Source organism: Shewanella sp. VB17, assembly GCF_013248905.1.
Lineage (GTDB): Bacteria > Pseudomonadota > Gammaproteobacteria > Enterobacterales > Shewanellaceae > Shewanella.
Map to the genome: position 1 here is coordinate 1,793,343 of NZ_JABRVS010000001.1, position 26,982 is coordinate 1,820,324.

Sequence of the window (26,982 nt, forward strand, 5' to 3'; positions counted from 1 at the left end):
TAATACAATTTTTATATGCCTCTGGCGGGAAGACAACGAATGAATGAGAGAACAACAGCTGAACTTGAGAACTTAAGAGGCTTGATAGATGGTGTTGATCAACAACTGATCCACCTTCTTAGAAAACGTTTGGATTTGGTTGCTCAGGTTGGTGCGGTAAAACATGGGGCAGGTTTACCTATATATGCACCTCAGCGCGAAGCTGCTATGTTGTCGAAGCGTCGTGATGAAGCTCAAAAGATGAACGTGTCACCGCAACTTATTGAGGATATTTTAAGACGCTTGATGCGTGAGTCTTACCTTAATGAGAAGGATATCGGTTTTAAGCAGGTAAACCCTAATTTAGGTCGTGTTGTTATTGTAGGGGGAAGCGGGAAATTAGGAGGGTTGTTTTCCCAGATGCTGACTTTATCAGGTTATCAGGTTAACATTATCGACAAGGATGATTGGGCTAAAGCGGATGATATTTTTGATGAAGCCGGTTTAGTGCTTGTGACAGTCCCTATTGGTATCACGTGTGACTTAATAAAAGATAAACTGACTACTTTGCCTGCTCGTTGTATTTTGGCGGATTTAACATCGATTAAAGGTAAGCCACTAGCAGCGATGTTAGCAGCCCATAAAGGGCCTGTAGTAGGTTTTCACCCAATGTTTGGTCCTGATGTTGGTAGTTTAGCGAAACAAGTCGTGGTTGTTTGTCATGGACGTCAAAGTGAGGAGTACCAATGGTTGTTGGAGCAAATCCAAATATGGGGTGCCAGAATTGTAGAAGCAGAAGCTGAGAGACATGATAAAGCGATGCAGCTAGTGCAAGCAATGCGACATTTTTCTTCTTTTGTTTATGGTTTAAACCTCTATAAAGAAGGGGCTGATATCGAAAGTTTACTGCAATTTAGTTCACCTATTTATCGCCTCGAACTCGCAATGGTTGGTCGTTTGTTTGCCCAAAGCCCTGATCTCTATGCTGATATCATTTTTGCCCAAAAAGAGAGCATGCAGGCTATTGGTGATTACTTAGATAATTACTCACAGGCATTATCCTTGTTACAAACAGGTGATAGAGAAGCATTTGTGCTTCAGTTTAAAGAAGTGGCACAGTGGTTTGGTGATTTTGCTCCTCAGTTTCAGCGTGAAAGCCGTGTTATGCTGCAGTCTGTCAATGATATGAGAACTGATTAATCGATCATTCAATGGGCTTATTTCCGTAAGACAGGGTGAAATTTGAACCTTCTTACTTTGTAAATTTGAGCGCTGATATGGATTATTGACGGCGAGTTTGGTGGTAAGCTAAAGAAAGTTGGATTTGCGTAATAGCGATTGAGAAAGTATTGTTAAGGGATGTGTTATCTCTATTTGTCATTATTGGAGCTTATCTATGATATCAATGACCTCAGAGAAAGTATCCATAAACGATCCCAGTTTAGTGCATTTTTTGTATGGTTTGATGATCGCTTTCCCTCTATTTTTTCTTCCGACCTTATTAGGGTTAGTGATTAATCTTTATCATAAACCTGTGTGTGTCAGTTTACTTATTAAGTCACATCTACGCTGGCAACGTCATTCAATTATTGGCTTTGCTATTTTAAGTGGGGTTGGATTTTTACTCTCACCCCTTTGGCTTAGTGTGAGTGTTTATTTACTTGCAACCCTTTGGTTTTGTCACCGCATCCTTAAAGGCTGGTTAAATTTGACCGAAGGTCTTACTGTCTAATATCTTATCTATCTTGAATAAAAAAAGAGGACTAAAGTCCTCATTTTTTTATCGTTTATCTAATGGTATAGGCTTCTAAGCAATTCACTGTGATGAGCTAGCTCAGCGTCAAATTCATTTTGCTGTGATGAAAAGCAGAGTATTAAGCCGTCGGCATTGAGTTTTTTCCCAGCCTTAGCATGAGGTGAAAGTGTGTGTTGATTAGATGCATAGCTGGGATTAATTAAAATAGGAAGGTGACTCATTGCCTTAATATCGACGAGTGCAGCCAAATCGAGTGAAGGCATAATAGAATTATTGAATGTCCTTACTCCTGACTCGCAAAGTATCAATTGTTGATTACCCTGAGTTAATATGGTCTCTGCGGCATTGAGTAACTCTTCAATACTTGCCATGGTATTACGTTCTAATATCACAGGCATATGCAGCGAACCTACATGCCTTAGCAGGGTTTTATTGTACATTTGTTTACCAGCGATAAGCAGCATATTGGCATGCTCAGTAGCAAATTTCAATTCAGATTCATGTTCGACAGAAATAATGCATTCTAGGTTAAATTGGTGCAGTGATTTTTTTAATTTAATGATATCAGCGTTCATATCTAACTGTCGGGATAGTCCTTCTAAAACCACTGCCTGAAAACCTGCTTCTTTTAGTGATTTTGCCTTGTGACTATAGAGATCGCTGTCTTGTGGCAAAGAGATAAGCGCCATCGCACCGAAATGTCCATCACCGACTTGTAGCTGTCCTATAGTGACTTCAGTAGCATCTTCTTTGCTGGTTTTACTGTATCTGAGCTTGTCAGTGCTGATAAGCTCACTTGGTGTTAATGTCTTTGTTGAACGTTCAGCACGGCTGGTATCGGGTTCTATCATTAACTGGCTGTTAGACAGTTGAGTTGGGTTAACTGTCTCACATGGATAGCAGCCTAATACTTTAATAAACCGGGTAATACGCTCAAGTTCCTTGAGTGCCGACTGCATCGCCTCGCTGTTCAGATTAGCATCGAGGTCAAGATAAAACATTTCTTCCCAAGGAGTACCCGGTATCGGGCGGGATTCAAGTTTACTCATATTTAAATTGTGGGCTTTTAACACTAAAAGTGCTTCAACTAGCGCTCCAGGCTTTTGCCCTGTCGCCATAATTAACGTTGATTTAGCTGGGATTTGTTCAGGTACAGCAATGGCTTTTCTAGCGACAACGATAAAGCGACTCTGGTTAATTTTCTGATTAGCCAGATCTTGATCGATCGCTTCTAATTGATAAAGTGCGCCACCTTCAGTGCTGCCAATGGCTGCTACGGTAGGATCGTCACTATTAATCACTTTCTCCATTGCTTCAGCACTGCTAGAACAATACTCCAATTTATAGTCGGAATGAAGGGTTAAATATCGACTGCATTGACTGATAGGCTGAGGGTGAGCATAAACGGTTTTAATTTGGGTTAATTTACTGCCATTTTTAGCGAGTAGGCAGTGATCGACTTCGATAGTTGTTTCACCAACAATAGCTAGACTTGTATGTTGAAGGACATCATAGACTTCATTAATCGAACCTGATGAGGTGTTTTCTATGGGGAGGAACCCATAATCTGCATGTCCTGACTCTACAGCTTGAACTATGTCATCGAAACTTTTGCAACCTAAGTCCAGCATATCAACCTGTCGTCGCTCGCAGTAACGATTAGCCGCCAAGTAGGAGTATGAACCTCGTGCACCAAGGTAGGCTACATTATATTGCTGTTGTTGAGTTTCGGGATTGGCACGGTTTTGCAGATAGGCTTGTTGGTTAAGTACCGAATCTTCTATGATATTTTGATAAAGGGAGATAACATAATGAGCATCTAGACCTTGTTCACGACCTTGTTTAACTAATCGAGAAAGCAATTCTTTTTCTCTTTGAGTATCACGTATTGGGCGTATGTCGACTTCTTTACTGCGGGCTACGTTCAAACTGAGCTCACGTCTCTTAGCCAACAACGCCAGTAGATCTTTATCTAGTGCAGTGATCTGTTCACGGGTATGATTTAATGGCTGTGGTTTGCTCATGCTGTCCTCTATATTTTAATCAAATGCAGATATAAAAAAACCTCCCACTAGGGAGGCTTTGGAATTTTCACTTTCGTTTTCACACCGAAATTCCGCCTCCCTACTTGGGGGGAATAAAAAAGAAAGTAAAAAAGTTAGCATTAGGTCGTTTCATTCTTACAAAAGTAAAGCGCGAAGCCATGCGTGTCAATTAAAACTTTTTTATATTTCAGTGTACATCGACAGTACACTGTTTTTTTAATGAGATACAACATTTATGTTGTGACATAAAAAAGCACACCTTATAGGTACGCTTTTGATAAATTGTTTGTGAAAATCAAACCAATAATACTCTTTTTTAACAGAGTAATAAGTCATGTACCCATGTTACTTTTAAGCGGCAACATTATGGTTTTCTTCATTTTCAATATCGGTGTCTACCACCTCTCCTTGCCTCTTTAAAGTGTCATATCGTTGGGCTTCAGATTTATGAGTTAGGCGATTGAGTTGCTTTTCAAGTTTTTGCCCCATCGCATTCATCGCGGAGTAAAAGTCTTCATGTTTTGCTTGAGCAAAAAGCGTGTGGTTGGGGATCCCGACAGTGGCTTCAATTTTAAATAATAGTTTCTCTTGGGTAATGATGACATGTGGGTTGAGCAGTTGAATATCATGCCTAGCAAGCTTATTTAAGCGAGTTTGAACACGTTCACGAATAAGAGGGGTTACTTCAAGATTTTTGCTAGTGATCTTTATCATATAGTTAGCCTTTTATTGTTACATTAAGTGCAGACTACCAATGTTGACAGTTAAAGTTGTGATCAATGTCACGTTTTAGTGGCTGCTATGTATCGGTAGGCTTTTATTTGATCGCTTAAACAATTTTTGAAAATATTTGTTAAAAATCGCTTGTAAAAAAGAGAGGAGAAAGTCATATTTGAATGGATAAGTTGTAGTGTTTTTTTTATAATACTCGCCTAATTCGCAGCACATTCTTTCGCATACTCCATTCAACACTTTATGTATCTGGTAAAAAATGAACAATAAAATTAAAGTTTGGGATCTTCCTACTCGGTTTTTTCACTGGGGCATGATCTTGTTATTAGGGTCTCTGTGGTGGACAGCTGATATTGGAGAGATGGATTGGCATCAGATATTGGCATACTCCTTGATGATTCTGATTATCTTTAGGCTTATTTGGGGGGTAATAGGGAGTGATACTGCACGTTTCAGTCATTTTATTAAGCATCCTAAAACCGTATTAGGTTATATGAAGTTGACTAAGGAGCAAGGCGTGTCTTCTAGTGTAGGGCATAATCCTTTGGGGGGATATATGGTGATTGCCTTAATTACATTCATCTCTGCACAATTAATAAGTGGCTTATTTGCTTCAGATGAGATTTTTACAGAAGGGCCATTATATTCACTTGTTTCTAATGAAGTGGGCTCTTTGATGACTTGGCTGCATAAAAAAGTGTTTTATGTCATGTTAGGCTTGGCAGGTATTCATGTGTTAGCTGTGATTTATCATGGAATAAAGGGTGATAAGTTAATTATTCCCATGATCACAGGTTATAAACAAGTACCCGAAAAAACAGAGTTGAAACTAAGGTTTCGTTCGGTATTAATAGCCTTGCTACTTTTGGCTATGATTGCGGGAATGGTTGGATACTATTTGATTTTTCCTGTGTTAGAGATGATGTAGATAACATGGTGCAGAGTCAATTATAAACCTGATATCTCACAGAGAGATCAGGTTTTAACTGCTATTTAGTCTTTTTTATATACATCGTGACAACCTTTACAATTTTTTGCAGTGGCTTGGAATGCTTGCTTTAACATCTTTTTATCATCAGTCTTTGCTAAGATAGCAAGTGCAGCAGCATCTTTTTGAAGCTGAAGCATTTTTGTGTCGAAATCAGACTTTTCCTCCCAGATTTTAGCGAGTGCCTCTGTGTTGCCTTTATCTGAACCCGGTGTAAAACCCTCTAAAGGAAGTTTTGACAATGCTGCGACATTATCTGCACGCATAGCAAAAATCTGGGCATCAAACGCTTTTTTCTCTTTTAACATGGCGCCCATATCACCGAAGTTGTAAGCAAGTAAACTGAATGCTGACTGACGGTATTCGATCGCATCATCTGTATTTTTGAAATTATGTGCTTGTACATTCGCAACTAAAGTTGTGCTAGTTACGAGTGACAATATGGCCATTTTGGCTTTATTGTTCATTATATTGCTCTCACGTTTTGTGTCATTACTTTATTATTGTATTCCTTTTTTATCTGCTGATACTATGAAAATATTCAATAGTTTACATGTAAAGATGATTTTTTTGGTAACAGTGTTTGTATTCCTGTTACGGTGTGGACAAATGAGCTTGGATAAGATGATAGCTTGGGATTTGGTTGGCATTTTGATAGACTTTTACTGAAGTAATACAGTTACATTAAATCGTGACTCATTCAGCTAGAGGCACTCAAATATTACACTGTAGCTAGTATTGATTCATAAAAAATAAGATTAAGCTTATGTTCGACATAAATGAAAGGGAAGATAAATGAGAGCTGATTGGGATTCTGTGTTAGAAAAAGTGGTGAGTCACCAAGATCATAATGCCCTGCTTAACTTATTTGAACTCTTATTAACAGAAGAGGAACGTAGTGCGATTGCTGGCAGACTCAAGGTTTTTCAAGCCTTGCTTTTCGGTGAAATGAGTCAGCGTCAGATAGCTTCCGAGTGTCAGATCAGTATTGCTACTATCACTCGTTGTTCAAATTATCTAAAGCATATGAAGCAAGAGCAAAGAGATAAAATAAAACAACTCATTTTGTGAACGAGTACCAAACACAAGTGTGTATAAGCGAGTGGGTTAATGAACGTCTCATTAACCCTTTTTCCATGTCGTAACTAGAATAGCTGACTCGTATTCTATATCCAAATCACTCCTAAATTTCCGAGTCGAGAATAACGAGTTCATCAATTTATTGCCTTGAACTCGTTACTTTTCGACATACTGAATCTTGAAGTCACTTGGGGATATGATCTCAATGGTTTGCTAATGATTGTGTTCTGAGGCACAACGACTACCGTCATCATGAATGTGCCCATGTGCTATTTCTTCTGCAGTCGCTTCACGAACGTCGATCACTTCAACAATAAAGTTCAATGATTGGCCTGCTAATGGATGATTGCCGTCGACAACAATAACATCATCTTTTATTTCTATAACTTGAACAGGACGTTGACCCATTTCGGTCTCAGCAATAAAGCGCATACCTGGTGAGATATCTTGAGTATCACCAAATGCAGTGACAGGAACCTCTTGACGTAAACCATCATGATATGGACCATAACCATGTTCTTGGTCAACGGTAACATTTAATTTATCACCCGAAACTTTACCTTCTAGTTCATTTTCTAGGCCTGGGATCATGTTTTCAGTTCCGTGGAGATAAAGCATTGGCTCACCTTCGAAAGAGTCTTCGATGACAAGGCCTTTCTCATCAGATAAACGATAATGAATGCTTACTGCACAGTGTTTGGTGATTTTCATATTGGCTCCAATTCAGAATGTGTGCACATTTTAACTTGGTTTTTACACATTGAAAATCAATTTTCAATGAATAAAATAGAAGTGATATGGAAATAATGATGACGTTTAGATTATTAGAGTCATTTTTTATTATCGAAAAGCTTTACTGGTTTGATGTTTACATTTTTGTGAAGTTAAAAGCCATTTAATTTCAAATGTATAACTATTATTTTACCATGGTTGATAAGCATGGTTTAGTTCTTTTACTGTTGTTCTCTTAGTCTGAGTAGAGGTTAATCTTTTTATGATTAGAGGTGAAAATAGAGCATTAATGGCATTATTTTCGTTAAATTATGCTTAGGGGTTGACATGGGCATAGGAAAAAGCAATTCTGTTCTCATTGATATTTACGTTTATTTGGATTAATTAATTTCTAATGCATTGCCTCAATAGCGTTGTAACCAGCATTATTACAACCACTACCACGATTATTTTCGTGGGAGCAGGCTAAACGTACTTAAGATTTTGAATAAGACAAGCCCGCTCCCATACCAAGGAGCGGGCTTTTTTGTTTCTTGAGTGGCGCGGTACAAGGAGAAAGTAATGAAAGTAATGAAGTTTGGTGGTACCTCGTTAGCTAACTGGCAACGATTTAGTGCAGCAGCGGCCATTATTGCCGATACTGCAAAAATTGAATCAGTCGCTGTCGTGTTGTCGGCACCAGCAACCGTCACAAATGGGTTATTAGAAGTCGTCGACCTTGCGATTAAGGGGGATGACTTTACCGCTGTGTTAGCGGATATTGAGCTTGTATTTACTCATTTATACCAAAGCGCAAGTTCTGCATTAACTCAGTTGCAACTATCTCAATTGATGAAGACGCTAGCTGAACAAATGAGCTTTTGGGAAAAGAAGTTACTCGGCATTAGTTTGCTTAATGAGTGTCCAGATTTTGTGAGAGCTGAAGTATTAGTTGCTGGTGAAAAACTGTCATCTCAACTGATGGTGCAGTTGATGATAGCTAACGATCTTAGTTCAGACTTATTTGAGCCTCAAGTCTTGTTGGTCGCTACTGGTGATCCATTGGAATCTATGGTTGATATCGAGTTGAGTAAAGCTAATTTTGCACAACTGCCGTTAACAAGTCAACGTGTCTGGGTGATGCCTGGATTTACAGCAGGAGATAAACAAGGACGAACTGTCATTCTTGGGCGCAATGGCTCCGACTATTCAGCAGCCGTGTTATCTGCTTGCTTAGAGGCCACATGTTGTGAGATCTGGACTGATGTCGATGGTGTGTATAATACTGATCCTCGTGTTGTGACTGATGCAAAATTGCTTTCTCAGCTTAGTTATCAAGAGGCCATGGAACTCTCCTACTTTGGTGCTAAGGTGTTGCATCCTAAAACGATATTGCCTATTGCTCGTTACCATATTCCTTGTTATATCCGTAATAGTTTTAATCCATCAGCTATCGGCACATTAGTGTCCAATGATGCTGATAAGAGTGGTTTGAATGTTAAAGCTATTTCTAATTTAGATAACCAAACCATGTTTGATATTTCAGGTCCCGGCATGAAAGGTATGGTGGGGATGGCAAGCCGTACGCTAGGAGCGATATCTCGTTCTGGGATCTCTGTTTCACTCATTACACAGAGCTCGTCTGAATACAGTATCAGTTTTTGTATCGCCACCGAAGATGCACTTAAAGCCAAAGAGTCATTGGAATTGGAGTTCGAATTAGAGCTTAAAAATGACATGTTAGAACCTATTGAGATGCGAGATAATTTATCCATTGTGTCATTGATAGGCGATGGTATGCGCACTCACAAAGGGGTTGCGGGTAAGTTTTTCCAAGCGCTAGCGCAAGCGTCAGTGAATATTATTGCTATTTCACAAGGGTCTTCAGAGCGCTCAATCTCAACAGTCATTGAACAGCGTAAAACAAAGCATGCTATTTCAGCTTGCCACCAACGTTTTTTTGATGTGCAGCATTATCTAGATGTATTCTTGGTGGGCTGTGGTAATGTTGGATCTGGGTTGCTTGAGCAAATAAAAATGCAAAGTCCAATGCTGAAAAAAGAGCACATTACTGTCAGAGTGTGCGGTATTGCTAATTCTCGTCATATGTTACTCGATGCAGAGGGAGTGGACCTCAATGGTTGGGGTAGCTTACTCAGTGATAGCCAAACAGCATATGATCTTGATTATATGTTGAAGTGGGCAAAAGAGCAGCAATTACTCAATCCTGTGTTAGTCGATTGTACGTCGAGTGAGCATGTATCTAATCAATATTTAGATGTGATGAATGCTGGTTTACATGTCGTAACACCAAACAAGAAGTCCAATACCCGAGATATCCAATATTATCGCGACTTGCGCCAAACAGCGCTGAAACAACGTAGACAATTTTTGTATGAGACAACTGTCGGTGCTGGATTACCAGTCATTGATAATCTTAAAAAACTACTTTTTGCCGGCGATAAGCTTCTGAAGTTCAATGGGATACTATCAGGTTCACTGTCTTACATTTTTGGTATGTTAGACGAAGGAATGACACTTTCTGAAGCAACTGGAATTGCACGTGATAAATGTTTCACTGAGCCAGATCCTAGAGATGACCTCAGTGGTATGGACGTGGCTCGTAAAGTGCTTATTTTAGCGCGTGAGGTGGGATTAGATCTCGAATTAAGCGATATTACTATCGAGTCGGTACTGCCAGATGGGTTTGATGCTAGTGGTGATGTCGAAACGTTTATGAGTCATTTACCTAAACTTGATCAGTATATAGCCCAATGGGTCGAGAAAGCTCGTGTTGAAGGGAAAGTGCTGCGTTATTTAGGTCAAATTGACGATAATGGTTGCCGAGTCAAAATAGCAGAAGTCGATGCTGCAGATCCTCTTTACAGTGTTAAAGGTGGTGAAAACGCTTTAGCCTTCTATAGTCGCTATTATCAACCTATCCCATTTGTGCTTCGTGGTTATGGTGCGGGCACAGATGTCACCGCCGCTGGTGTGTTTGCTGATTTACTGAGAACCTTAAATTGGACTCGGGAGATGAGCGCATGAGCATAACCGTTTACGCTCCAGCTTCTATGGGTAATGTTGGTGTCGGTTACGATTTACTCGGTGCTGCATTGGCACCGATTGATGGTTCTTTATTCGGAGACAGAGTGTCTATTACATCTTCGACATCAGGTATTGCATTAAGTGTTGAAGGCTTGTGGGCAGATAAATTACCTCCAGCTCCTGAAGATAATATTGTTTACCAATGTGCGTTATTTTTTATGCAGCAGTTGAATAAACAACAAGGAATAGCACTGACGTTGGAGAAAAATTTGCCCGTAGGGAGTGGACTAGGCTCTAGTGCTAGCTCTGTGGTGGCTGCACTGTATGCTCTCAATGAGTATTTTAACCATCCTTATGATGAGCAGGCTTTACTGATACTGATGGGAGAATTTGAGGGCAAGATCAGTGGCTCTGTTCATTATGATAATGTCGCGCCCAGCTATTTAGGGGGGATGCAGTTGATGCTCAATACTCAGCTTAAAGTCTGTGATAGCATTCCATCATTTGAAGCTTGGTATTGGGTTGTGGCTTATCCGGGGATATCGCTTTCGACGGCCAAGATGCGTGAGCTTTTACCTGCCCAATATAGCCAGTCTGTCACCATCGACTTTGGACGTAATTTAAGTGCTTTTGTTCATGCTTCTTATCAACAAGATGCTGAGCTGGCGATGTGTGTATTAAAAGATGTATTGGCCGAGCCTTACCGCGCATCAGCCATACCAGGGTATGAGTCTGCAAGGGAAGCGTTAGATAAACTAGGGATGTTATCGACAGGGATCTCTGGCAGCGGACCGACCCTTTTTTCTATCACTGACAGTTTGGCAACGGCTCAAGCAGCGCAAGCTTGGTTAGAGACAAACTACGTAGAGCAAGGGCTAGGTTTTTCTCATATTTGTAAGTTAGATGCCTTAGGCGCCCGTAGAATAGATAAATAAGTATTGATAAAAGGTAGTTGAAATCATGGAACTGTATAATTTAAAACATCCCTCTCAAGTGGTCAGTTTTACTGAGGCTTTAACGTTAGGACTTGGTAAAGATAGAGGTTTATTTTTTCCAAGTGAAATCCCAGTATTGGAGGACATGGATGCCTTATTAGCACTGCCTTTTGTTGAACGCAGCCAAAAGGTATTAGGCGCCTGGTTAGCCTCAGAAATAGGACAAGATGCTGTAGACTCTCTGGTCGAAAAAGCTTTCAATTTTGATGTTAAGTTGGTTAAGGCTGATGACAGTAAATACTGCCTTGAGCTATTTCATGGACCGACGTTAGCGTTTAAAGATTTTGGTGCCCGTTTTATGGCACAATGCTTAAATGAATTAGCCGGTGATAAAAAAATCAATATATTAACGGCAACCTCTGGTGATACAGGCGCTGCAGTCGCGGATGCCTTTTTTGGACTGGACAACATTCAGGTAGTGGTGCTTTATCCCAAAGGCAAGATCAGTATCTTGCAGGAAAAGATGTTCACAACTTTGGGTGGGAATATTCATACTGTGTCGGTTGAGTCTGATTTTGATGCATGCCAAGCACTGGTGAAGCATGCGTTTGAAGACAGCGATGTTCGTGATGGTTTGCACCTTAATTCTGCCAATTCGATTAACATTAGTCGCTTATTGGCGCAAACTTGTTATTACTTTGAGGCGGTAGCTCAATTTAAACGTCAACATAATCAAGATCCTGTGATTGCAGTTCCTAGCGGTAACTTTGGTAATTTGACCGCAGGTTTGTTTGCGAAAGCCATGGGGTTGCCCATCGCGGGTTTTGTTGCTGCAACCAACAGTAACGACACTGTCCCTCGTTATTTAGAACAAGGTGATTGGCTTCCGCAAGCGACGGTTGCGACGATGTCAAATGCCATGGATGTGGCTGAGCCGAGTAATTGGCCAAGGGTCGAAGCGATTGTTGAGAAAATGGGTTGGTCTTTGTCTGATATAAAAGGGGTAGCCTTGTCTGAAGAAGATACCTCTGATTCGCTAAAGGCACTGATCTGCCAAGGTTACCTGTCTGAACCACATGCCGCCATTGCTGCTAAAGCATTAGAGCTAACCTTGTCTACCGAGGAAAAAGGGATATTTTTAGGCACTGCACACCCTGCGAAATTTAAAGATGTCGTTGATAAAGAACTTGATATTGAACTTGCTTTGCCTATAGAGCTTGCTGCGGTAGAAAATAAGGATATCTTGTCTGTGACGCTTGCTGCAAACTTTAATCAATTAAAAAGCTACTTGTTTAACGTACTGTAGTTTTGAATCTGAAAGAGAGCTAAGGCTCTCTTTTTTAGTCCGTATTCACCAATAGACAATAGGGTGAATTATTTATGGTTATTTTTACATAAGTATCTTGCATCTCTTTTAGCTTATAAATCAACATGTATTCTCATCTACAGCCCTAATTTTTTGTAACACCACTCTGTAAATTCAATATCTTTTTTCCCTATGTTAGCTGGGTCTGCTATCAGCTTTATATAGAATAAAGTCGCGAAATAGCAGGGCTAAACTATGCTATTAACAATAGACTAATAAAGTTAATAATGAGTATGGACTAGATAATAAGGGTTGTAAGAATGGACTCTAGGATGTTTAAAGAATTATCTCAAACAGATATTAATCCTTTTTGGCCCAAATTGCTGGCTGAGTTAGGGAAGCTGCAGGCGGATCTGATTAATGGCAAAGATGTTCTGCTACCTCTTTGCCGGATCCTAGCTGAGCTTAGTCAATCTCAAGCGGTATTAATATTTCCCAAAGACACATTCAATTCAGAAGAGATGCCTGCTTGTACTACTTGTTGGTGTCGCGATCCCGTGCGCTATCTCACCTTATGGAAAGAAGCTAAAGATTGGCCATTTATGAGCCAGGAGCCAATTGTTCATCGCTGGAAGTCATTTATTATCTGGCCAACTAAAAGAGCGAATATGCAAATATTTTTTGACTCAGGAAGTGAAGATTGGTTGTCATTTCTTTTAGGGTCTAATGAGATGTTGTCAGATATTATTATGGGTATGTTGGTACAGGGATCTGGCAATCGGCAAGGTCATACTAAAGGTGTCGTGGCTCCCATTGTTGATAGAGAGATGTTTCAATCAATCGTAAGCAATAGTGAAGATCTCATTTTAGTGGCAAGTCGTTCTCCTTTTGGTGTGCCTAGTATCATGTATGCTAATGCAGCTGCGACGAGTGTTAGCCATTACCCTCGAAGTCAGTTAATCGGCAAACCTATTACTATGTTGTTTGAGTTGGGTCAAACAGAGTATGAGGGAGGTGGCCTTTTACAAGCAATCAATCAGCGTACAGATTTTGACGGTGAACTCATCTGTACCACTGCAGATAATGAAGAAGCATTACTGCACATGCATTTAGTGGCACTGGAGGAAACCAGTGGCCATGGTAGTTTATTCGCTTTGGTTGGCAGAGATATTACCGAGCAGAGGCAGCTACAATACATTATGGCTAGAACCCAAAAAATGCAAGCTATGGGGCAATTGGTGGGTGGGATAGCCCATGACTTTAATAATATTTTGGGTGTTTTAAAGGGAAATTTGGAATTGCTGGAATTGAAAAATACTGAGCAAAAGTTATTGCGCTACCTCAGTAATGCCTATAAAGCTTGCCACAGAGGGACCGATTTGACTCGGAGATTACTGCAATTTTCCAGGCAAGAGCAGTTTAGGGCCCAGGCTTGTCAGGTGGATGATGTTATTACTGAGATGGAGGAATTATTAAGAAAGTCACTCACGACACAAATAAAACTAAACGTTGAAATTAAAGCAGAGACAACGGATATATATGTTGATCGTGGCGATTTGGAGGATGCATTATTAAATTTGGTGTTAAATGCTAAAGATGCGATGAATGGAAAGGGAGATATTTCGATAAAAACGGATATCAGCCATTTGAGTGGCCAGCTTCCAGGGATCACCGGAAGCCTAAAAGTAGAAGATGGTGAGTATGTCACTATTTCGGTAATTGACTCAGGTTGTGGTATTCCAGCGCATCTTTTGGAAAAAATATTTGAACCATTTTTTACCACCAAAGATAAAAGTAAGGGAACAGGTTTGGGTTTATCGATGGTGTATGGTTTTGTTAAACGATCTAAAGGTTACATGAGCGTGATTAAGTCTGACGAGCAAGGTACTGAATTTCGTCTTTGGTTTCCAGTGATCAAAAAAGTGATAGATGTCGAGGTCGAAAGTAATCAGCGTATAACAATGCCAGTAGTAGCAAATAAGTTAAAGGTGTTGATAGTTGATGATGAAGTGGAACTATTGATTGTACTTTCTGATTATTGTGAACTGCTAGGAATGGAAGTTGAAGCTTATGTCGATCCCTTAGAGGTGAGAAGAAAATATGAGGATGGATTAGGAGATATCAAATTATTGATCACCGATGTTCTTATGCCTGGTGGTATTAATGGTTATGAATTAGCGAAAGAGCTCTCGGCAAAGGCTGATATTTCAGTGTTACTTATTTCTGGCTTTATTGGTGATATAGGGATTAATAAAAATGAAGATATGCCATATAGAGTGTTACACAAACCCTTTGATTTAAATGGGTTGGTTAATTCATTGGAATTGATTGGGATACAATTTTCTTCAGATGAGGAATGATCATATGATCGATAGAATAATCCTCATGGTGTGATTAAACTGAGTCAGTCTGCTATTGAGTTAAAAATAAGTAAGGTATGTGTCGTTAGCATTGATATAAGGAGATAGAAGATTATGGATCAAATATTGGTTTGGGTTGTAGATGACGATATCGATTACTGTGAGTTGATCTCTGAGGTGCTTCAGGATGACTACCGGATCTCGCTCTTTAATGACGCGAGTTCATACCGGGCGGCATTAGAGCTAGAAACACCCAATTTGATCTTAATGGACATTAATCTACCTGATGTCAGTGGCATTGAATTATGTCGTGAACTGATGGGTTTAGGCAAAGATGTCGCAGTCATATTTGTGTCTGGGATGAACACACTTGAAGAGAGGTTAAGGGCCTATGAGGTCAGTGCGGTTGATTTTATTGCTAAGCCTTTTGAATTAAAGGAATTGCAGGCAAAGGTTCAAACAGTAGCTTTATATCAAGAAAAAAAACAATCTTTGCTTCAAGCTGAATCAATGTCGCGAAATATGGCGTTTCAATCCATGACCGAATCATCGCAATATGGTGCGGTATTGCAGTTTTTCAGGCAATGCTTCTTATGTGGTGATTACCAGAGTTTAGCGGATGCTTTTTTTGAATTGATGCAACAGCTAAACCTCAATGCTTGTTTAGAGATCCGTGATAGTAAAATACACTATTTTGCACCTAAACATGCAGACATAAGCCCTATAGAAGCTAATATTTTGGAACTTTTGGATAAATATGGTCGACTATATGACTTTGGCTGTCGCACGATATGCAATGATAAGCATGTTTCGTTTCTAATAAAAAATATGCCGGTCGATGATGAAGTGTTATATGGGCGTGTCAGGGATATTATTGCTGTAATTGTCGAAGGGTTAGAAGCCAGAGTTTTAGATATTTGCCGTCAAAATACGCTAAATCATGTTTTTATAGAGATCCAAGGTCTTCTGGGTCATATTACAGGTGCAATTGTAGAGCATGATGAAAAGTTCAGTGCAGCATTGACTGGGGTGACTCGTGAGATCCGTAGTAGTTTTCATGTGCTTGATATGACTGAGGAGCAAGAAGATTATTTTGCCTCGATGGTAGAAAGAAACCTCAAGAAGGCAAGTTCAGCAGGCGATGCTTTTTATCGTTTACAGGGATCACTTAAAACAGTGAAGAGTGTGGTTGAGTCGAGTGTGTCCTAAATTCAAAAAAGAGTGCGTTAAGCACTCTTTTTTGTGGGATTGGTTTAATTTATAGGTTATCTATTTCATATTTAAAACTTTCATCTATATCTCTAAGCTCATTAAGTAAGCGATACTTTTCTTTAATGGCTTCTATTTCACGCCATCGACGCTTTTTGTTGGTGCTTTTTGAGGGACTGGGTCTTTCGACGACCACATCTAGCGAACTATCATCATCTAGTGCACTACCATAATCGAGTCGATTCATAGCAACCTCCTGTTATTATTCAGTTCAATAAATAAATACCACACTTTTAAAATAGTATGCAACACAAATGTTTCAATATTGTTAATTTAATGTTTTTGTGAGGTTGAAGTAGGCATCAAAACGAGGTGTGATAGATTTAAAGCCAGTGAAACTGGCTTTTTTTATGAAGTAAAGGTTAAATTTTTCCTTGTCTAAATAAGTTTATTAGACCATTGCTTGAACAATCTAATGCCGTTGCGTCGATATCTGATTTGAGCCTATTTAATACGTCATTACCTAAGTTTTTTCCAAGCTCAACGCCCCATTGATCGAAGGAGTTTATATTCCAAATTGCGCCCTGTACGAAAGTTCTATGTTCATAAAGAGCGATCAGTGAGCCTAAGGTGGATGGGGTTAATTTATCCATTAGAATCGTATTACTGGGTTTATTGCCTAGCATCACCTTATGTTTGGCAATTAATGCTTTTTCATCAGTCGATAGTTGATTGCCGGAAAGTTCATCGAGTGCTTCATCATAGTTCCTCCCTTGCATTAACGCCTGAGTTTGACCAAAGCAGTTAGAAGCGAGTTGAACATGATGTTCACCAAGAGGATTATGACTATTAAGAGGCATAATAAAATCTGCTGGGATTAAGGCTGTCCCTTGATGAAGCAGCTGGTGATAAGCATGTTGTCCGTTTGTTCCTTCTCCGCCCCAAATAACAGGACCTGTGCTAAAGTCAACTTTATTGCCATCTAAGGTTACTGATTTACCATTACTTTCCATGTCAAGTTGTTGAAAATAAGCAGGTAAGCCACGTAAATAATGATCATAAGTTAGTACTACATGTGACTGAGCATCATGGAAGTTTCCATAAAGTAGTGAAAAAAGTCCCATAATCACAGGCATATTTTTATTGAGTGGCGCATTCAAAAAATGCTGATCCATCTCATTAGCACCTTGTAATAAGGCCTGAAAATTCTTCATACCAATTAACAATGCGACAGGTAATCCAATTGCCGACCACAGAGAGTATCTGCCTCCTACCCAGTCCCACATAGGAAAGATGTTATCAGCATCGATGCCGAACTCAGTGGCTTTAACGATATTTGATGTGACAGCTACAAAATGCTTAGCGACATCTTTGTGCTCACCACCTTGCTTTAAGAACCAATCTTTAGCACTAATAGTATTGGTTAATGTTTCTTGTGTGCTGAAAGATTTTGAAGATATAACAAATATCGTTGTTTCAGCATTTAACAGTTTAAGTTTTTCTGTAATAGAACTTGCGTCAACATTAGCAACAAAATGGCAATTTAATTTACTCGTCCAATACGGCTTCAGTGCTTGAGAGACAATCTTAGGTCCTAAGAATGACCCACCTATTCCTATGCTAACGACATCAGTGATTGTTTTACCCGTATAGCCTTTCCAAATTCCTGTACTAACAGCGTCAACGAATGTCGTCATTTTTAGCTGTGTTTCTTGTACTTCCTGAACAATATTGAGCCCATCGAGTAATATCTTTTGTTCAGGTTTCGCTCGAAGAGCTGTATGCAGCACGGCTCTATTTTCGGTTGTGTTGATTGCTTTACCATTAAACATGGCAGTAATTTTTGACTCTAGCTTGGCCTCATCAGCAAGTGTAAACAAGAAGGAGAGCGTTTCTTGTGTGGCTCTATTTTTAGAGTAATCTAAAAATAGGCCACATGCTGAAGTCGACATTTGGTTAAAGCGCTGCGCATTATCTTCGAATAAGTGTCTCATATGAGGTAATGCTTGTGTATGAGCTTTAAGCGCTTTCCAAGTTTGACTCTGAGTTAGTTTAGTCATCTCTGTCATTCCTTTTTAAGAGGTTATTTGCTCTTTAAGCATGACTTCAAGTTTTCCTTGGTCAATTGCAAAGTTTCGAATACCCTCGGCAAGCTTTTCAACGGCCATGGGGTCTTCATTGAAGTCCCAACGGAATTGAGCTTCAGTGAGTGGTTCTGCAGCTTCTACTGTTGTTGTAGCTGGTATCAGTTTACGTATAACGTGTGTTTGTGAGTTGGCCATCTCTTCGAGTAGGGCGGGTCCAATGGTTAGCCTGTCACAGCCTGCAAGTTCTATTATCTCGCCAGTATTACGGAAACTCGCGCCCATAACGACAGTATTAAAGCCATGATGCTTGTAATAGTTATAGATTTCTGTGACAGACACGACACCAGGATCTTCTGTTGCTGAGTAATCAAGTCCAGTGTCTTTTTTGTACCAGTCAAGAATTCTACCGACGAATGGAGAGATAAGGAAAACACCAGCTTCAGCACATGCTCGTGCTTGGGCAAAACTAAAAAGTAAGGTTAGGTTACAATTGATACCTTCATTTTCAAGTTGTTTTGCAGCACATATACCTTCCCAGGTGGAAGCTAATTTTATCAGAATTCGAGATTTATCTACGCCTGCGTCTTTATAAAGTTGAATGAGTTTGTGTGCTTTATTGATTGATCCGGCTTTATCGAAGGAAAGTCGAGCATCGACTTCTGTCGAGATGCGGCCAGGAATTATTTTTAAAATTTCCACACCGATATTGACGGCGAGTTTGTCACCAGCATCTTCAATTTGCTGTTCAATCAAATCACTTTGTGATTTTGCCCATTTAACAGCATTTTCAATAAGATGGCTGTAATCTGGGATGTGAGCTGCTTTTAAAATTAACGATGGATTTGTTGTGGCGTCTTCCGGTTGATAACGTTTGATGGCCTCAATGTCCCCAGTATCAGCGACAATGGTAGTGATTGATTTAAATTGCTCTAGTGTATTAGCCATAAAATTACATCCTGCTTAAAGAAGCTGCTTAAAGTGGGTGATTTACTGTTGGTATTAGAAGCTATCTTGATAATAAATCCAACCATAAATGAAAAAAAATTACAGAAAAGTTGTAAATTACCAATAAAAAAGCATAAATGATAAGGTTACTAGAAAATACAGACTTAACCTTAACTCGAAATAATGAGTGCCAAAGCAGCTTAATACTTCATTTAAAGTCAGTAACTTAAAAGAAATTAAGTTGTTTTTTATTTTTATATTTGGCTTAATGCCAACATTTTTGTCGATATTAAGGTCAGATTTCGTATTTTTAGCATTCCGTCAGATCCTGAGTCGAAGTCACATGTTATTTAAGGTATATAGCTTCAGTTTAACGATGTATGTTGTTTTCACTGGAAATATATTTTAAATCGATTTAAAAAAATTATTGACTTTATTTATTATTATCTTTTCATGTTTTTAGTGTGGCTAATATGGGTGTATTTTTAATAATGACGCAGCGACACGTGCTTTAAATATGGCTTCTCACATGTGATTAGTTGTTGTTAATACCAAACTTACTCCCTTTATCATTAGGCTTTATGGCATAAATGAGGGGAGGGTAGTGCTTGAGTATTACGCCGTTGTTGATGTGACATCGATACCGTCATTGAGTGATCTTAAGTTCACTAAGCCTGATAATAAAGACAGCATCATAATTTTTTACGAAATAAGTTGAGCCTCTTTATTTACATAAAGCCATAAAATCTACTTAAATCCGCAGTTTCATCTGTATGTATTTTGTTAATTATGGGTGTTATGTGTTAGTATTGATGATTCTATGTTTGCCTTGTGATCCTAAGGTGTTTAAGTGTGATCTTGATCACACTATGGTTTTTTAATGGTATGCTATTTTGCTGCATCGAATTTTGTGAGCGTAGCGTTTAATGCGCTTGTGGAAGGGAAGTTCTTATAGACATTCTTTGAGATAAATGTGGAATGAAATTTAAATCAGTCAAACACGATCGAATAAAAATAATGAGTTCGTGTTCGTCATGGGGATAAAGATTAGCTTATGTTTGAAAATTTAATAACTTCGATAGAGTCAGTGATAAATGCCATTAATGGACTGCTTTGGGGCAGTGTTCTTATTTATGTGCTAGTTGCAGCTGGTCTCTTATTTACCCTACGTTTAGGTTTTATCCAGTTTCGTTTATTCGGACATGGTGTAAAGCTTGTTTTTCAAGGGCGTGAAAAAACCGATGGCATTTCATCCTTTCAAGTTTTTTGTACTTCGATGGCTGCACGAGTTGGTACAGGAAACATGGCGGGTGTTGCCGTTGCAATTACTGTGGGTGGTGCTGGTGCCATTTTCTGGATGTGGCTTATTGCCATGCTAGGCATGGCGACGGCGTTTATTGAGTCAACGTTAGCGCAAGTTTATAAGGTTAAAGACAGCGAAGGTCAATATCGAGGCGGTCCTGCATATTATATGGAGCTTGGATTAGGCAAACGTTGGATGGGCAGCGTTTTCTCAGTATTACTTATCATCGCGTTTGGTTTTGCTTTTAATGCTGCGCAAGCTAATACCATGACAGATGCGTTAAATAATGCGTTTGGTTTTGATAAAACGATTGTCGGTATCATCATTGTACTTGCTTCTGCTTATATTATCTGTGGCGGCTTAAAGAAAGTCGCTCGTGCATCTGAACTTATTGTTCCTGTGATGGCAATAGCATATTTAGGTATTGCTATGGTTGTTTTAGTGATGAATATAGAGCAAGTACCGGCCGCGTTATCATTAATCGTTAAAAGCGCGATGGGTTGGGAAGAAGCTGCTGGTGGCGCGATGGGTGCGATGATGGCAGGTATTGCTCGTGGTTTATTCTCAAATGAAGCGGGTATGGGAAGTGCTGCCAATATTGCAGCGTCAGCTACGCCAAACCCAAATCACCCAGCTTCTCAAGGCTTTGTGCAGATGATTGGTGTATTTGTTGATACCATTGTTATCTGTACCGCTTCAGCTGCTATCATTTTGCTTTCAGGTGTGCTTAATAATCCAGATGGACAGCAAGGTATTGGTTTATTACAACTTGCATTAACCAATGAACTGGGTGGTTGGGCTGCTTATTTCTTAGCGTTTGCGATTATTCTATTTTGCTTCTCTTCTATCATAGCTAATTACAGTTATGCTGAGAGTAATATAATGTTTCTTACTAAGTGTAAGAAAGTATTATTTATTTTCCGTGGCTTGGTACTTGCGATGGTAATGGCAGGCTCTGTTGCATCGCTTAAGCTTGTATGGAATTTTGCTGATGTCTCTATGGGCTTGATGGCACTCGTTAATATCGCAGCGATTGTGATGTTATCTAAAGTGGCTTACGCAGTGATCAATGATTATGAACGTCAGATAAAAGCGGGTGTGACCCCGACATTTGATAGTAGCAAGTTCCCAGAAATTGATAATTTAGAAGGCGGGATCTGGGCTAATGATAAGTCAGAATCTACCAAAAGCTCTGCTAAAACAAACTGATTTTGATTGAGCTGAGTTGTTGTTTAGTTAATTGAATAAACACAATCTAAAAAACCACGCATAATAGCGTGGTTTTTTTTAGATTTGAAAAGTATGATGTTCACAAACACCTGACCCTTAAGGATGAAGAATGTTAGTTTTAGTTTCACCAGCAAAAACCTTAGATTATGAAAATGAAGCCGCGACAACTGAATTTACTCTCCCTAAGTTATCGAAATATAGCGAACAGCTGATTCAAGAGTGTCGAAAACTCACCCCACAAGATATTGCCTCATTAATGAAAGTGAGCGATAAAATAGCTGGACTCAATGCGGCTCGTTTTGAAAGCTGGAGTCCTGTATTTACCGCACACAATGCCAAGCAGGCTGTTTATGCTTTTCGTGGTGATGTCTATACGGGTCTTGATGCCGATAGTTTATCAACTGAAAGCTTAGGCCGAGCTCAGGCTCAGTTGCGCATCTTGTCTGGTTTATACGGCTTGTTAAAACCGTTAGATCTAATGCAGCCATATCGCCTTGAAATGGGAACACGATTAGAAAATGCAAAAGGCACTAACTTGTACCAATTTTGGGGTGACGTGATCACCGATGAAGTTAATGTAGCCTTGTTAGAACAAGGAGATGATATTGTCATAAACTTGGCCTCAAACGAGTACTTTAAAGCGGTAAAGCCTAAATTAATCAAAGGGTCATTGATCACACCAGTCTTTAAAGATTGCAAAAAGGGTCAATATAAGGTGATTAGTTTCTTTGCTAAACGTGCTCGAGGTATGATGGTGAGATATATTCTCGATAATAACATTAAGACATTCTCAGGTTTAACCAAGTTTGATGTTGCGGGTTATTATTACTGTGAAGCTGAATCGACGGCAGCTGCACCCGTATTTAAACGCGAAGAACAGTAATTTGTGCTTTTTTGCTCAGGACCTGCGAGATGCAGGTTCTTAATTAAAAAAGAGTGGCCCTTACAATCAAAATGAGTAATGTCTCTATTAAACTGTGAGTTCGGCGTTGAGCTTCTCGCTCGAAGAGTGTCATAATGTGAAATTTTATCCTGTTTTGAATATTTCCAGCTGCATTACTACTGGATAATTCGATTTGATGCTAGGTAGCAGGCTGTTTTGATGCTTTTTTTGAGTACAAATGACTGTAACTTCAGCCTGATTGTTATCTGTTCTTTGAACGTCCTTAAGCGGCCTGGCTGACCATTGGGGGATACAGCATAATATCTTCTTCCACTATCGCTGTGAGCTTAATCAGTAACTTATCTTCATGGTTGTTTTTATTCCCCTTTAACGCATATTTACGATGGGTTTTTCAAAGCTTTGGTGTGGTGTGTCCATGGGGTCTTTTTTGTTTTGTCATCTAAGGTTTGTGAGGTGCATAATAACACCTATATTTAGGTGGCCAAATCAACCATGCCATTTTAATTTGGGTAAAGCCTCTTAAAGATAAATGATGTATTAATTAGTTGTCGGATATATTGTACAATTTGTATATCTACTCATTATTTCAAAGGGATCACAATGGAAACTTCTGATATCATATATGGGTTCTACTTCAATAAAAGCAACCATCCCCATAAAATTGAATTAATCTCTGATTTAGATGTTTGTAAACCGCATTGGCTGCATTTTGATTACACACGTCCATCCACTATTCAATGGTTGCAAAACCATAGTGAGCTTAATCCTATCGTTATTGATGCTCTTTTAAATGAAGAGAGCCGTCCAAGAGTGACAGCGTTAGATGATGGATTATTGATTTCTTTAAGAGGTATAAATTTAGCCCCTGACAGTGATCCTGAAGATATGGTTTCAATTCGTTTGTGGGTAACAAAAGATAAAGTTATTAGTACTAGGCACCGAAAGCTACTTTCAACACAAGATATTGCGAATGATTTTAATATAGGAAAAGGACCAAGTTCGCCATCACAGTTTGTTATAGAACTAACCGATCGGTTAATTTCAAGAATGAGTCATACAATCAATGAAATTGAAGATAAAGTCGCCAATATTGAAGAGAAAATCCTGATTGCAACTAACTATAATCAACGTAATGAACTGTCTGTATTGCGCCGACAAATTATCTCTCTTAGACGCTATCTTTCTCCGCAGAAAGAGGCTATGACTCAGTTATTGAGTGAAAAGGTTACACAATTTTCTGTGGAGGAAAAAATTCAACTGCGTGAAACCCTCGATCACTTGGTTCGTTATATAGAAGATTTAGACTCTCTTAAAGATCGTGCGGCTGTTTTCCAAGAAGAACTGAGCAACCATCTTAGTGAGCAAATGAACAACCGGATGTATGTTCTATCTATTGTTGCTGCCATCTTTTTACCATTAGGCTTTCTTACTGGGTTGTTGGGGATCAATGTTGGGGGAATTCCTGGAGCAGAAAATAGTTACTCTTTTGTCATATTTGTTCTTTTACTTATTATTGTTGTTGCACTTCAAGTTTGGATTTTCAAAAAGAAAAAATGGTTTTAGTTCATTTGCATGGCTATTTTTATTCAATGATATCAGGACGTAGTGAAACAAAAAATCGGTTTTTTAAGTGCAATGTCCGATAAACTCATATTGATAGTGTTCATTTTAACAGCGCTCAATGTACCTGTTATTTAAAATAAGTATAGAAATATTATCTATTCCTAATAAACCGTAGCTTGGATGAAGTGTAAAAGTGATGGATATTAATACGGAAGTTGAACAATGACACTTTTTATAAAGTTAAAATATGAATCTATTATCTTTATATATTAATTCGAAATATAATTATTTTTTACAGTATTAAATATGCATTATGAAAAAAATGGCTCTTTCAACATCATCACACTCAATTTTATCCATTAATGATATTCAAAAAATAAACAGTGAAAATAATCATGTTACGCTGGGAATTACAATGATTTCTAACGATATTGGTAAAAAACATACAGTATCTGTCAGTAATGATGGAGATGTTTTTTTTAAATATCAATCAAAAATCGATCAGTCAATAAAACGAAATGAAATACTAGGTGCAATTGAAAAATCATTGTCGAAGAAGAAATGGATAAGCAAAGTAGCTGTGACAACGTTAAATATAACCAATGAAAAGTTGAATGAATATTATATTAATAAACTAATTTCTCAATTAGATAATAAGGATTTTGTAACGATGGATACACAGAGATTAATAGACTCTCAGTCAAACAATGAAACATTAGTAAGCCGTATAGCTAAACGCCTTGATATCGATGCGATAAAGCCTTGTTCAGTAGGAGTTCGTTTTAATTCAAATGATGACATGAAGGATGGTGGAGAATTGGACACATTGTTGAGAATACTATTCTGTGTTCCGAAAAGTACCCATAGCGGTGCGCCATACACATTGGGAAATAACGCGGTACAGAGATCTAAGATAAGCCAACCAATACCAATATGCGTTTCCGGCAGACCCTACATACGACCAGGTGGTCAGAAATATATATACATCCCCTTTATAGATGATGAAAGGGTTATAAAAAGATTGATCCCTCTCAATATCACGCGGGTACAGCAAGGGAAGTCCATGTTCTTGCCGGTATTCAAGGATCAACAGCAAATCACTCATTTTCGAAGGATCCTTGCCAATATTCATCTTGATCCTTTACTGCAATACTTATCGAGTTCGAGTCAAACCGACTTATCAACATTGGATAGTACTAACACCTTATATATTTCAGCGCATGGCGCTCCCGGTGATAATTATGCTTATGACGTCACACAAAAAAGGATCAGTGCTCGGGCTCTTGCATTTGATATAAATAACATGGGCTTAAAACCTGAGGTCTCTGTTAAAATGGCCACTTGTCATAGCGGAGAAGGCGATCAACAAGGTATCCAAATTCCTGCCAATTTAAATGATGAACAGGCTTTCGATTACGTTGTTAACCACATGGGGGCTTTTGAGCATTCTTTAGCTGGTGCTTTTGAAAAAGAGTTGATTAATCTTCAACCTTCAAGAACTGCTGGGATTGTTTATGGGACCATTGGGGCACATGTGTTAACGCCGAGTGTGTCAGCAAAAACAGAAAAAATAAGCTCTGGAAAGCTACGACTAAATACTGGTCGTGCAGGTGCATTTTTTGATGTAGTCGGCACTCGTCCTCAAAGCTACCAATTTAAAGTGAGAAAGAGTGACATGAAGCGTGGTGTAGGGCTTGAGCCAAGTCGACAATAATAAGTACTAAGGGCTAGATACATGTGATGTAAAATTAATTCTATACACACAATCGATGATAAATAGCGGCAAGACTGAGCGTAAAAGAGGTGCTAAGCTGTCTTTGATGGCTTAGGGTCAATATATTAATGAATATTTTTAGCAAAAAAGTGGTACGCAATGACAGTTATAAACTCAAGTCTGGAAAGGATCTGGCAGGTATTACACCCACGTCACATTATAGGAGCACTAGTCAATATAGATCAAGAAGCGGCGGCAGACCGTAAGCTGGTTAATCCTAAGCAAGAAACAGGGCGAGTATGGATTGTGTTAATGCTTGCCTGTGTTTGTTTATTAATGGCCCATTATTTAAAATACTCGAGTGTATTGTATGAATTAATTCGCATACTTGAGGGCTGGTTTTCGATTGAAAATAGTCAATGGTCACGTGATTTGAAAGCACATCCTTATCAAGAATTATGGAGTTATATATGGTGGGGGGGAATACACCTTATATGTTTCTTGATTATTCCAATGTTGTGCATTAAATATATTTTAAAACAGAATTTAAGCCAGTACGGTTGGCAGTGGGGCAGTGTTCATCAACATTGGCTTGGCTATATTTTATTGATGTCGCCTATTTTACTGTTTGCATTTTTAGCTAGTTTTCGTGATGACTTTGCCAATCATTACCCTTTTTATAACATGGCAAGCCGTTCATGGTTTGACTTTATTGCCTGGGAAATTATTTACATTAGCCAGTTTATCGCCGTTGAATTTTTCTTTCGAGGCTTTATTGTTAATGGGCTACGTATTCCATTTGGTAGTTTGTCTATTGCGGTGATGTGCCTGCCTTATTTAATGTTGCACTTTCCTAAGCTATGGTTAGAAAGCACAGGTGCTATTTCTTTTGGGTTATTATTAGGTATTTTAGCGCTGCGATCTAAATCTATTTGGGGTGGGGTGTTCGTCCATGTGGGTATCGCTTTAATGATGGATGTGACTGCTATGTTGCAGGGGCGTGGATTACCGGATACTTGGTTTAGGTAGTTTGCTTTTAGGTCAACCAACATTATCACTAATGCTGTTGTGAGGTTGCATTAGTGAT

Annotated in this window: 20 protein-coding genes, 1 pseudogene and 1 other annotated feature; of the genes and pseudogenes, 14 read left to right on the forward strand and 7 right to left on the reverse strand. The window is 39.0% G+C overall.

Features of this window, described 5'->3' with window-relative positions; genetic code table 11:
• Window positions 1-39: 39 nt before the first annotated feature.
• Both tyrA and HQQ94_RS07575 read left to right on the forward strand, forming a co-directional pair.
• Complete coding sequence (gene tyrA, locus HQQ94_RS07570) at window positions 40-1,179, forward strand: bifunctional chorismate mutase/prephenate dehydrogenase (protein WP_173293843.1); 1,140 nt, start codon at window positions 40-42, stop codon at window positions 1,177-1,179.
• 196 nt (window positions 1,180-1,375) lie between these two features.
• Window positions 1,376-1,711: a hypothetical protein gene (locus tag HQQ94_RS07575; protein ID WP_173293844.1), complete on the forward strand. Its 336-nt coding sequence runs from the start codon at window positions 1,376-1,378 to the stop codon at window positions 1,709-1,711.
• 59 nt (window positions 1,712-1,770) lie between these two features.
• Here the strand turns inward: HQQ94_RS07575 and HQQ94_RS07580 are convergent, their stop codons facing one another.
• Both HQQ94_RS07580 and hpf read right to left on the reverse strand, forming a co-directional pair.
• Window positions 1,771-3,759, reverse strand: coding sequence for a chorismate mutase (locus HQQ94_RS07580; RefSeq protein ID WP_173293845.1), 1,989 nt, complete (start codon window positions 3,757-3,759; stop codon window positions 1,771-1,773).
• A 30-nt stretch (window positions 3,760-3,789) separates the two neighbouring features.
• Window positions 3,790-3,911, reverse strand: a sequence feature (Phe leader region).
• A gap of 220 nt (window positions 3,912-4,131) precedes the next feature.
• Window positions 4,132-4,494: a ribosome hibernation-promoting factor, HPF/YfiA family gene (gene hpf / locus HQQ94_RS07585; protein ID WP_173293846.1), complete on the reverse strand. Its 363-nt coding sequence runs from the start codon at window positions 4,492-4,494 to the stop codon at window positions 4,132-4,134.
• Window positions 4,495-4,771: 277 nt separating this feature from the next.
• Between hpf and HQQ94_RS07590 the strand changes: the two genes are divergently transcribed.
• Window positions 4,772-5,440, forward strand: coding sequence for a cytochrome b/b6 domain-containing protein (locus tag HQQ94_RS07590; RefSeq protein ID WP_173293847.1), 669 nt, complete (start codon window positions 4,772-4,774; stop codon window positions 5,438-5,440).
• Between the two features lie 65 nt (window positions 5,441-5,505).
• Here the strand turns inward: HQQ94_RS07590 and HQQ94_RS07595 are convergent, their stop codons facing one another.
• On the reverse strand, window positions 5,506-5,967 hold the full coding sequence (locus HQQ94_RS07595) for a cytochrome c (RefSeq protein WP_173293848.1): 462 nt from the start codon (window positions 5,965-5,967) through the stop codon (window positions 5,506-5,508).
• A gap of 328 nt (window positions 5,968-6,295) precedes the next feature.
• On the opposite strand from HQQ94_RS07595, the gene trpR reads away from it, so the two are divergent.
• On the forward strand, window positions 6,296-6,571 hold the full coding sequence (trpR, locus tag HQQ94_RS07600) for a trp operon repressor (protein WP_173293849.1): 276 nt from the start codon (window positions 6,296-6,298) through the stop codon (window positions 6,569-6,571).
• A 225-nt stretch (window positions 6,572-6,796) separates the two neighbouring features.
• Here the strand turns inward: trpR and HQQ94_RS07605 are convergent.
• A pseudogene (locus HQQ94_RS07605) lies at window positions 6,797-7,291 on the reverse strand (peptidylprolyl isomerase); the annotation flags it as partial.
• Between the two features lie 582 nt (window positions 7,292-7,873).
• Here HQQ94_RS07605 and thrA point away from each other — a divergent pair.
• The 5 genes from thrA (at window position 7,874) to HQQ94_RS07630 (ending at window position 16,149) form a co-directional block, all read left to right on the forward strand.
• Window positions 7,874-10,339 (forward strand): bifunctional aspartate kinase/homoserine dehydrogenase I, encoded by a 2,466-nt coding sequence (thrA, locus tag HQQ94_RS07610; RefSeq protein ID WP_173293851.1) that lies wholly within the window; start codon window positions 7,874-7,876, stop codon window positions 10,337-10,339.
• Entirely contained in the window at window positions 10,336-11,274 is a 939-nt protein-coding gene (gene thrB / locus HQQ94_RS07615; RefSeq protein WP_173293852.1) for a homoserine kinase, read from the forward strand. Before thrA ends, thrB begins: the two co-directional genes overlap by 4 nt.
• A gap of 25 nt (window positions 11,275-11,299) precedes the next feature.
• On the forward strand, window positions 11,300-12,580 hold the full coding sequence (gene thrC, locus HQQ94_RS07620; RefSeq protein WP_173293853.1) for a threonine synthase: 1,281 nt from the start codon (window positions 11,300-11,302) through the stop codon (window positions 12,578-12,580).
• Window positions 12,581-12,912: 332 nt separating this feature from the next.
• Window positions 12,913-14,940 carry a PAS domain-containing hybrid sensor histidine kinase/response regulator gene (locus tag HQQ94_RS07625; protein WP_254304019.1) on the forward strand — a complete coding sequence of 676 codons (2,028 nt, stop codon included), beginning with the start codon at window positions 12,913-12,915 and terminating at the stop codon, window positions 14,938-14,940.
• A 114-nt stretch (window positions 14,941-15,054) separates the two neighbouring features.
• Window positions 15,055-16,149 carry a response regulator transcription factor gene (locus tag HQQ94_RS07630; protein WP_173293855.1) on the forward strand — a complete coding sequence of 365 codons (1,095 nt, stop codon included), beginning with the start codon at window positions 15,055-15,057 and terminating at the stop codon, window positions 16,147-16,149.
• Window positions 16,150-16,198: 49 nt separating this feature from the next.
• Here the strand turns inward: HQQ94_RS07630 and HQQ94_RS07635 are convergent, their stop codons facing one another.
• From HQQ94_RS07635 to tal, 3 genes are all read right to left on the reverse strand, one after another.
• Complete coding sequence (locus HQQ94_RS07635; RefSeq protein ID WP_173293856.1) at window positions 16,199-16,396, reverse strand: DUF3545 family protein; 198 nt, start codon at window positions 16,394-16,396, stop codon at window positions 16,199-16,201.
• A 175-nt stretch (window positions 16,397-16,571) separates the two neighbouring features.
• Window positions 16,572-18,209, reverse strand: a complete 1,638-nt coding sequence (pgi, locus tag HQQ94_RS07640; RefSeq protein ID WP_173293857.1) for a glucose-6-phosphate isomerase — start codon at window positions 18,207-18,209, stop codon at window positions 16,572-16,574.
• A gap of 15 nt (window positions 18,210-18,224) precedes the next feature.
• The gene (gene tal, locus HQQ94_RS07645) at window positions 18,225-19,181 is read right to left on the reverse strand and encodes a transaldolase (protein WP_173293858.1); all 957 of its coding nucleotides are present in this window, start codon (window positions 19,179-19,181) and stop codon (window positions 18,225-18,227) included.
• Window positions 19,182-20,235: 1,054 nt separating this feature from the next.
• Between tal and HQQ94_RS07650 the strand changes: the two genes are divergently transcribed.
• The 5 genes from HQQ94_RS07650 (at window position 20,236) to HQQ94_RS07670 (ending at window position 26,924) form a co-directional block, all read left to right on the forward strand.
• A complete protein-coding gene (locus tag HQQ94_RS07650; RefSeq protein WP_173293859.1) occupies window positions 20,236-21,693 on the forward strand; it encodes a sodium:alanine symporter family protein in 1,458 nt (485 codons plus the stop codon).
• A gap of 130 nt (window positions 21,694-21,823) precedes the next feature.
• Window positions 21,824-22,597, forward strand: a complete 774-nt coding sequence (gene yaaA / locus HQQ94_RS07655; RefSeq protein ID WP_173293860.1) for a peroxide stress protein YaaA — start codon at window positions 21,824-21,826, stop codon at window positions 22,595-22,597.
• A gap of 615 nt (window positions 22,598-23,212) precedes the next feature.
• Window positions 23,213-24,181, forward strand: coding sequence for a zinc transporter ZntB (zntB, locus tag HQQ94_RS07660; protein ID WP_309247277.1), 969 nt, complete (start codon window positions 23,213-23,215; stop codon window positions 24,179-24,181).
• A 313-nt stretch (window positions 24,182-24,494) separates the two neighbouring features.
• Window positions 24,495-25,895, forward strand: coding sequence for a hypothetical protein (locus HQQ94_RS07665; protein WP_173293862.1), 1,401 nt, complete (start codon window positions 24,495-24,497; stop codon window positions 25,893-25,895).
• 159 nt (window positions 25,896-26,054) lie between these two features.
• A complete protein-coding gene (locus HQQ94_RS07670; protein WP_217274010.1) occupies window positions 26,055-26,924 on the forward strand; it encodes a CPBP family intramembrane glutamic endopeptidase in 870 nt (289 codons plus the stop codon).
• The last annotated feature ends 58 nt before the right edge of the window (window positions 26,925-26,982 follow it).

Coding starts and splice junctions, on each gene's coding strand:
- tyrA (WP_173293843.1), top strand. CDS start 40: ATGAATGAGAGAACAACAGCTGAACTTGAGAACTTAAGAGGCTTGATA.
- HQQ94_RS07575 (WP_173293844.1), top strand. CDS start 1,376: ATGATATCAATGACCTCAGAGAAAGTATCCATAAACGATCCCAGTTTA.
- HQQ94_RS07580 (WP_173293845.1), bottom strand. CDS start 3,759: ATGAGCAAACCACAGCCATTAAATCATACCCGTGAACAGATCACTGCA.
- hpf (WP_173293846.1), bottom strand. CDS start 4,494: ATGATAAAGATCACTAGCAAAAATCTTGAAGTAACCCCTCTTATTCGT.
- HQQ94_RS07590 (WP_173293847.1), top strand. CDS start 4,772: ATGAACAATAAAATTAAAGTTTGGGATCTTCCTACTCGGTTTTTTCAC.
- HQQ94_RS07595 (WP_173293848.1), bottom strand. CDS start 5,967: ATGAACAATAAAGCCAAAATGGCCATATTGTCACTCGTAACTAGCACA.
- trpR (WP_173293849.1), top strand. CDS start 6,296: ATGAGAGCTGATTGGGATTCTGTGTTAGAAAAAGTGGTGAGTCACCAA.
- thrA (WP_173293851.1), top strand. CDS start 7,874: ATGAAAGTAATGAAGTTTGGTGGTACCTCGTTAGCTAACTGGCAACGA.
- thrB (WP_173293852.1), top strand. CDS start 10,336: ATGAGCATAACCGTTTACGCTCCAGCTTCTATGGGTAATGTTGGTGTC.
- thrC (WP_173293853.1), top strand. CDS start 11,300: ATGGAACTGTATAATTTAAAACATCCCTCTCAAGTGGTCAGTTTTACT.
- HQQ94_RS07625 (WP_254304019.1), top strand. CDS start 12,913: ATGTTTAAAGAATTATCTCAAACAGATATTAATCCTTTTTGGCCCAAA.
- HQQ94_RS07630 (WP_173293855.1), top strand. CDS start 15,055: ATGGATCAAATATTGGTTTGGGTTGTAGATGACGATATCGATTACTGT.
- HQQ94_RS07635 (WP_173293856.1), bottom strand. CDS start 16,396: ATGAATCGACTCGATTATGGTAGTGCACTAGATGATGATAGTTCGCTA.
- pgi (WP_173293857.1), bottom strand. CDS start 18,209: ATGACTAAACTAACTCAGAGTCAAACTTGGAAAGCGCTTAAAGCTCAT.
- tal (WP_173293858.1), bottom strand. CDS start 19,181: ATGGCTAATACACTAGAGCAATTTAAATCAATCACTACCATTGTCGCT.
- HQQ94_RS07650 (WP_173293859.1), top strand. CDS start 20,236: ATGTTTGAAAATTTAATAACTTCGATAGAGTCAGTGATAAATGCCATT.
- yaaA (WP_173293860.1), top strand. CDS start 21,824: ATGTTAGTTTTAGTTTCACCAGCAAAAACCTTAGATTATGAAAATGAA.
- HQQ94_RS07665 (WP_173293862.1), top strand. CDS start 24,495: ATGAAAAAAATGGCTCTTTCAACATCATCACACTCAATTTTATCCATT.
- HQQ94_RS07670 (WP_217274010.1), top strand. CDS start 26,055: ATGACAGTTATAAACTCAAGTCTGGAAAGGATCTGGCAGGTATTACAC.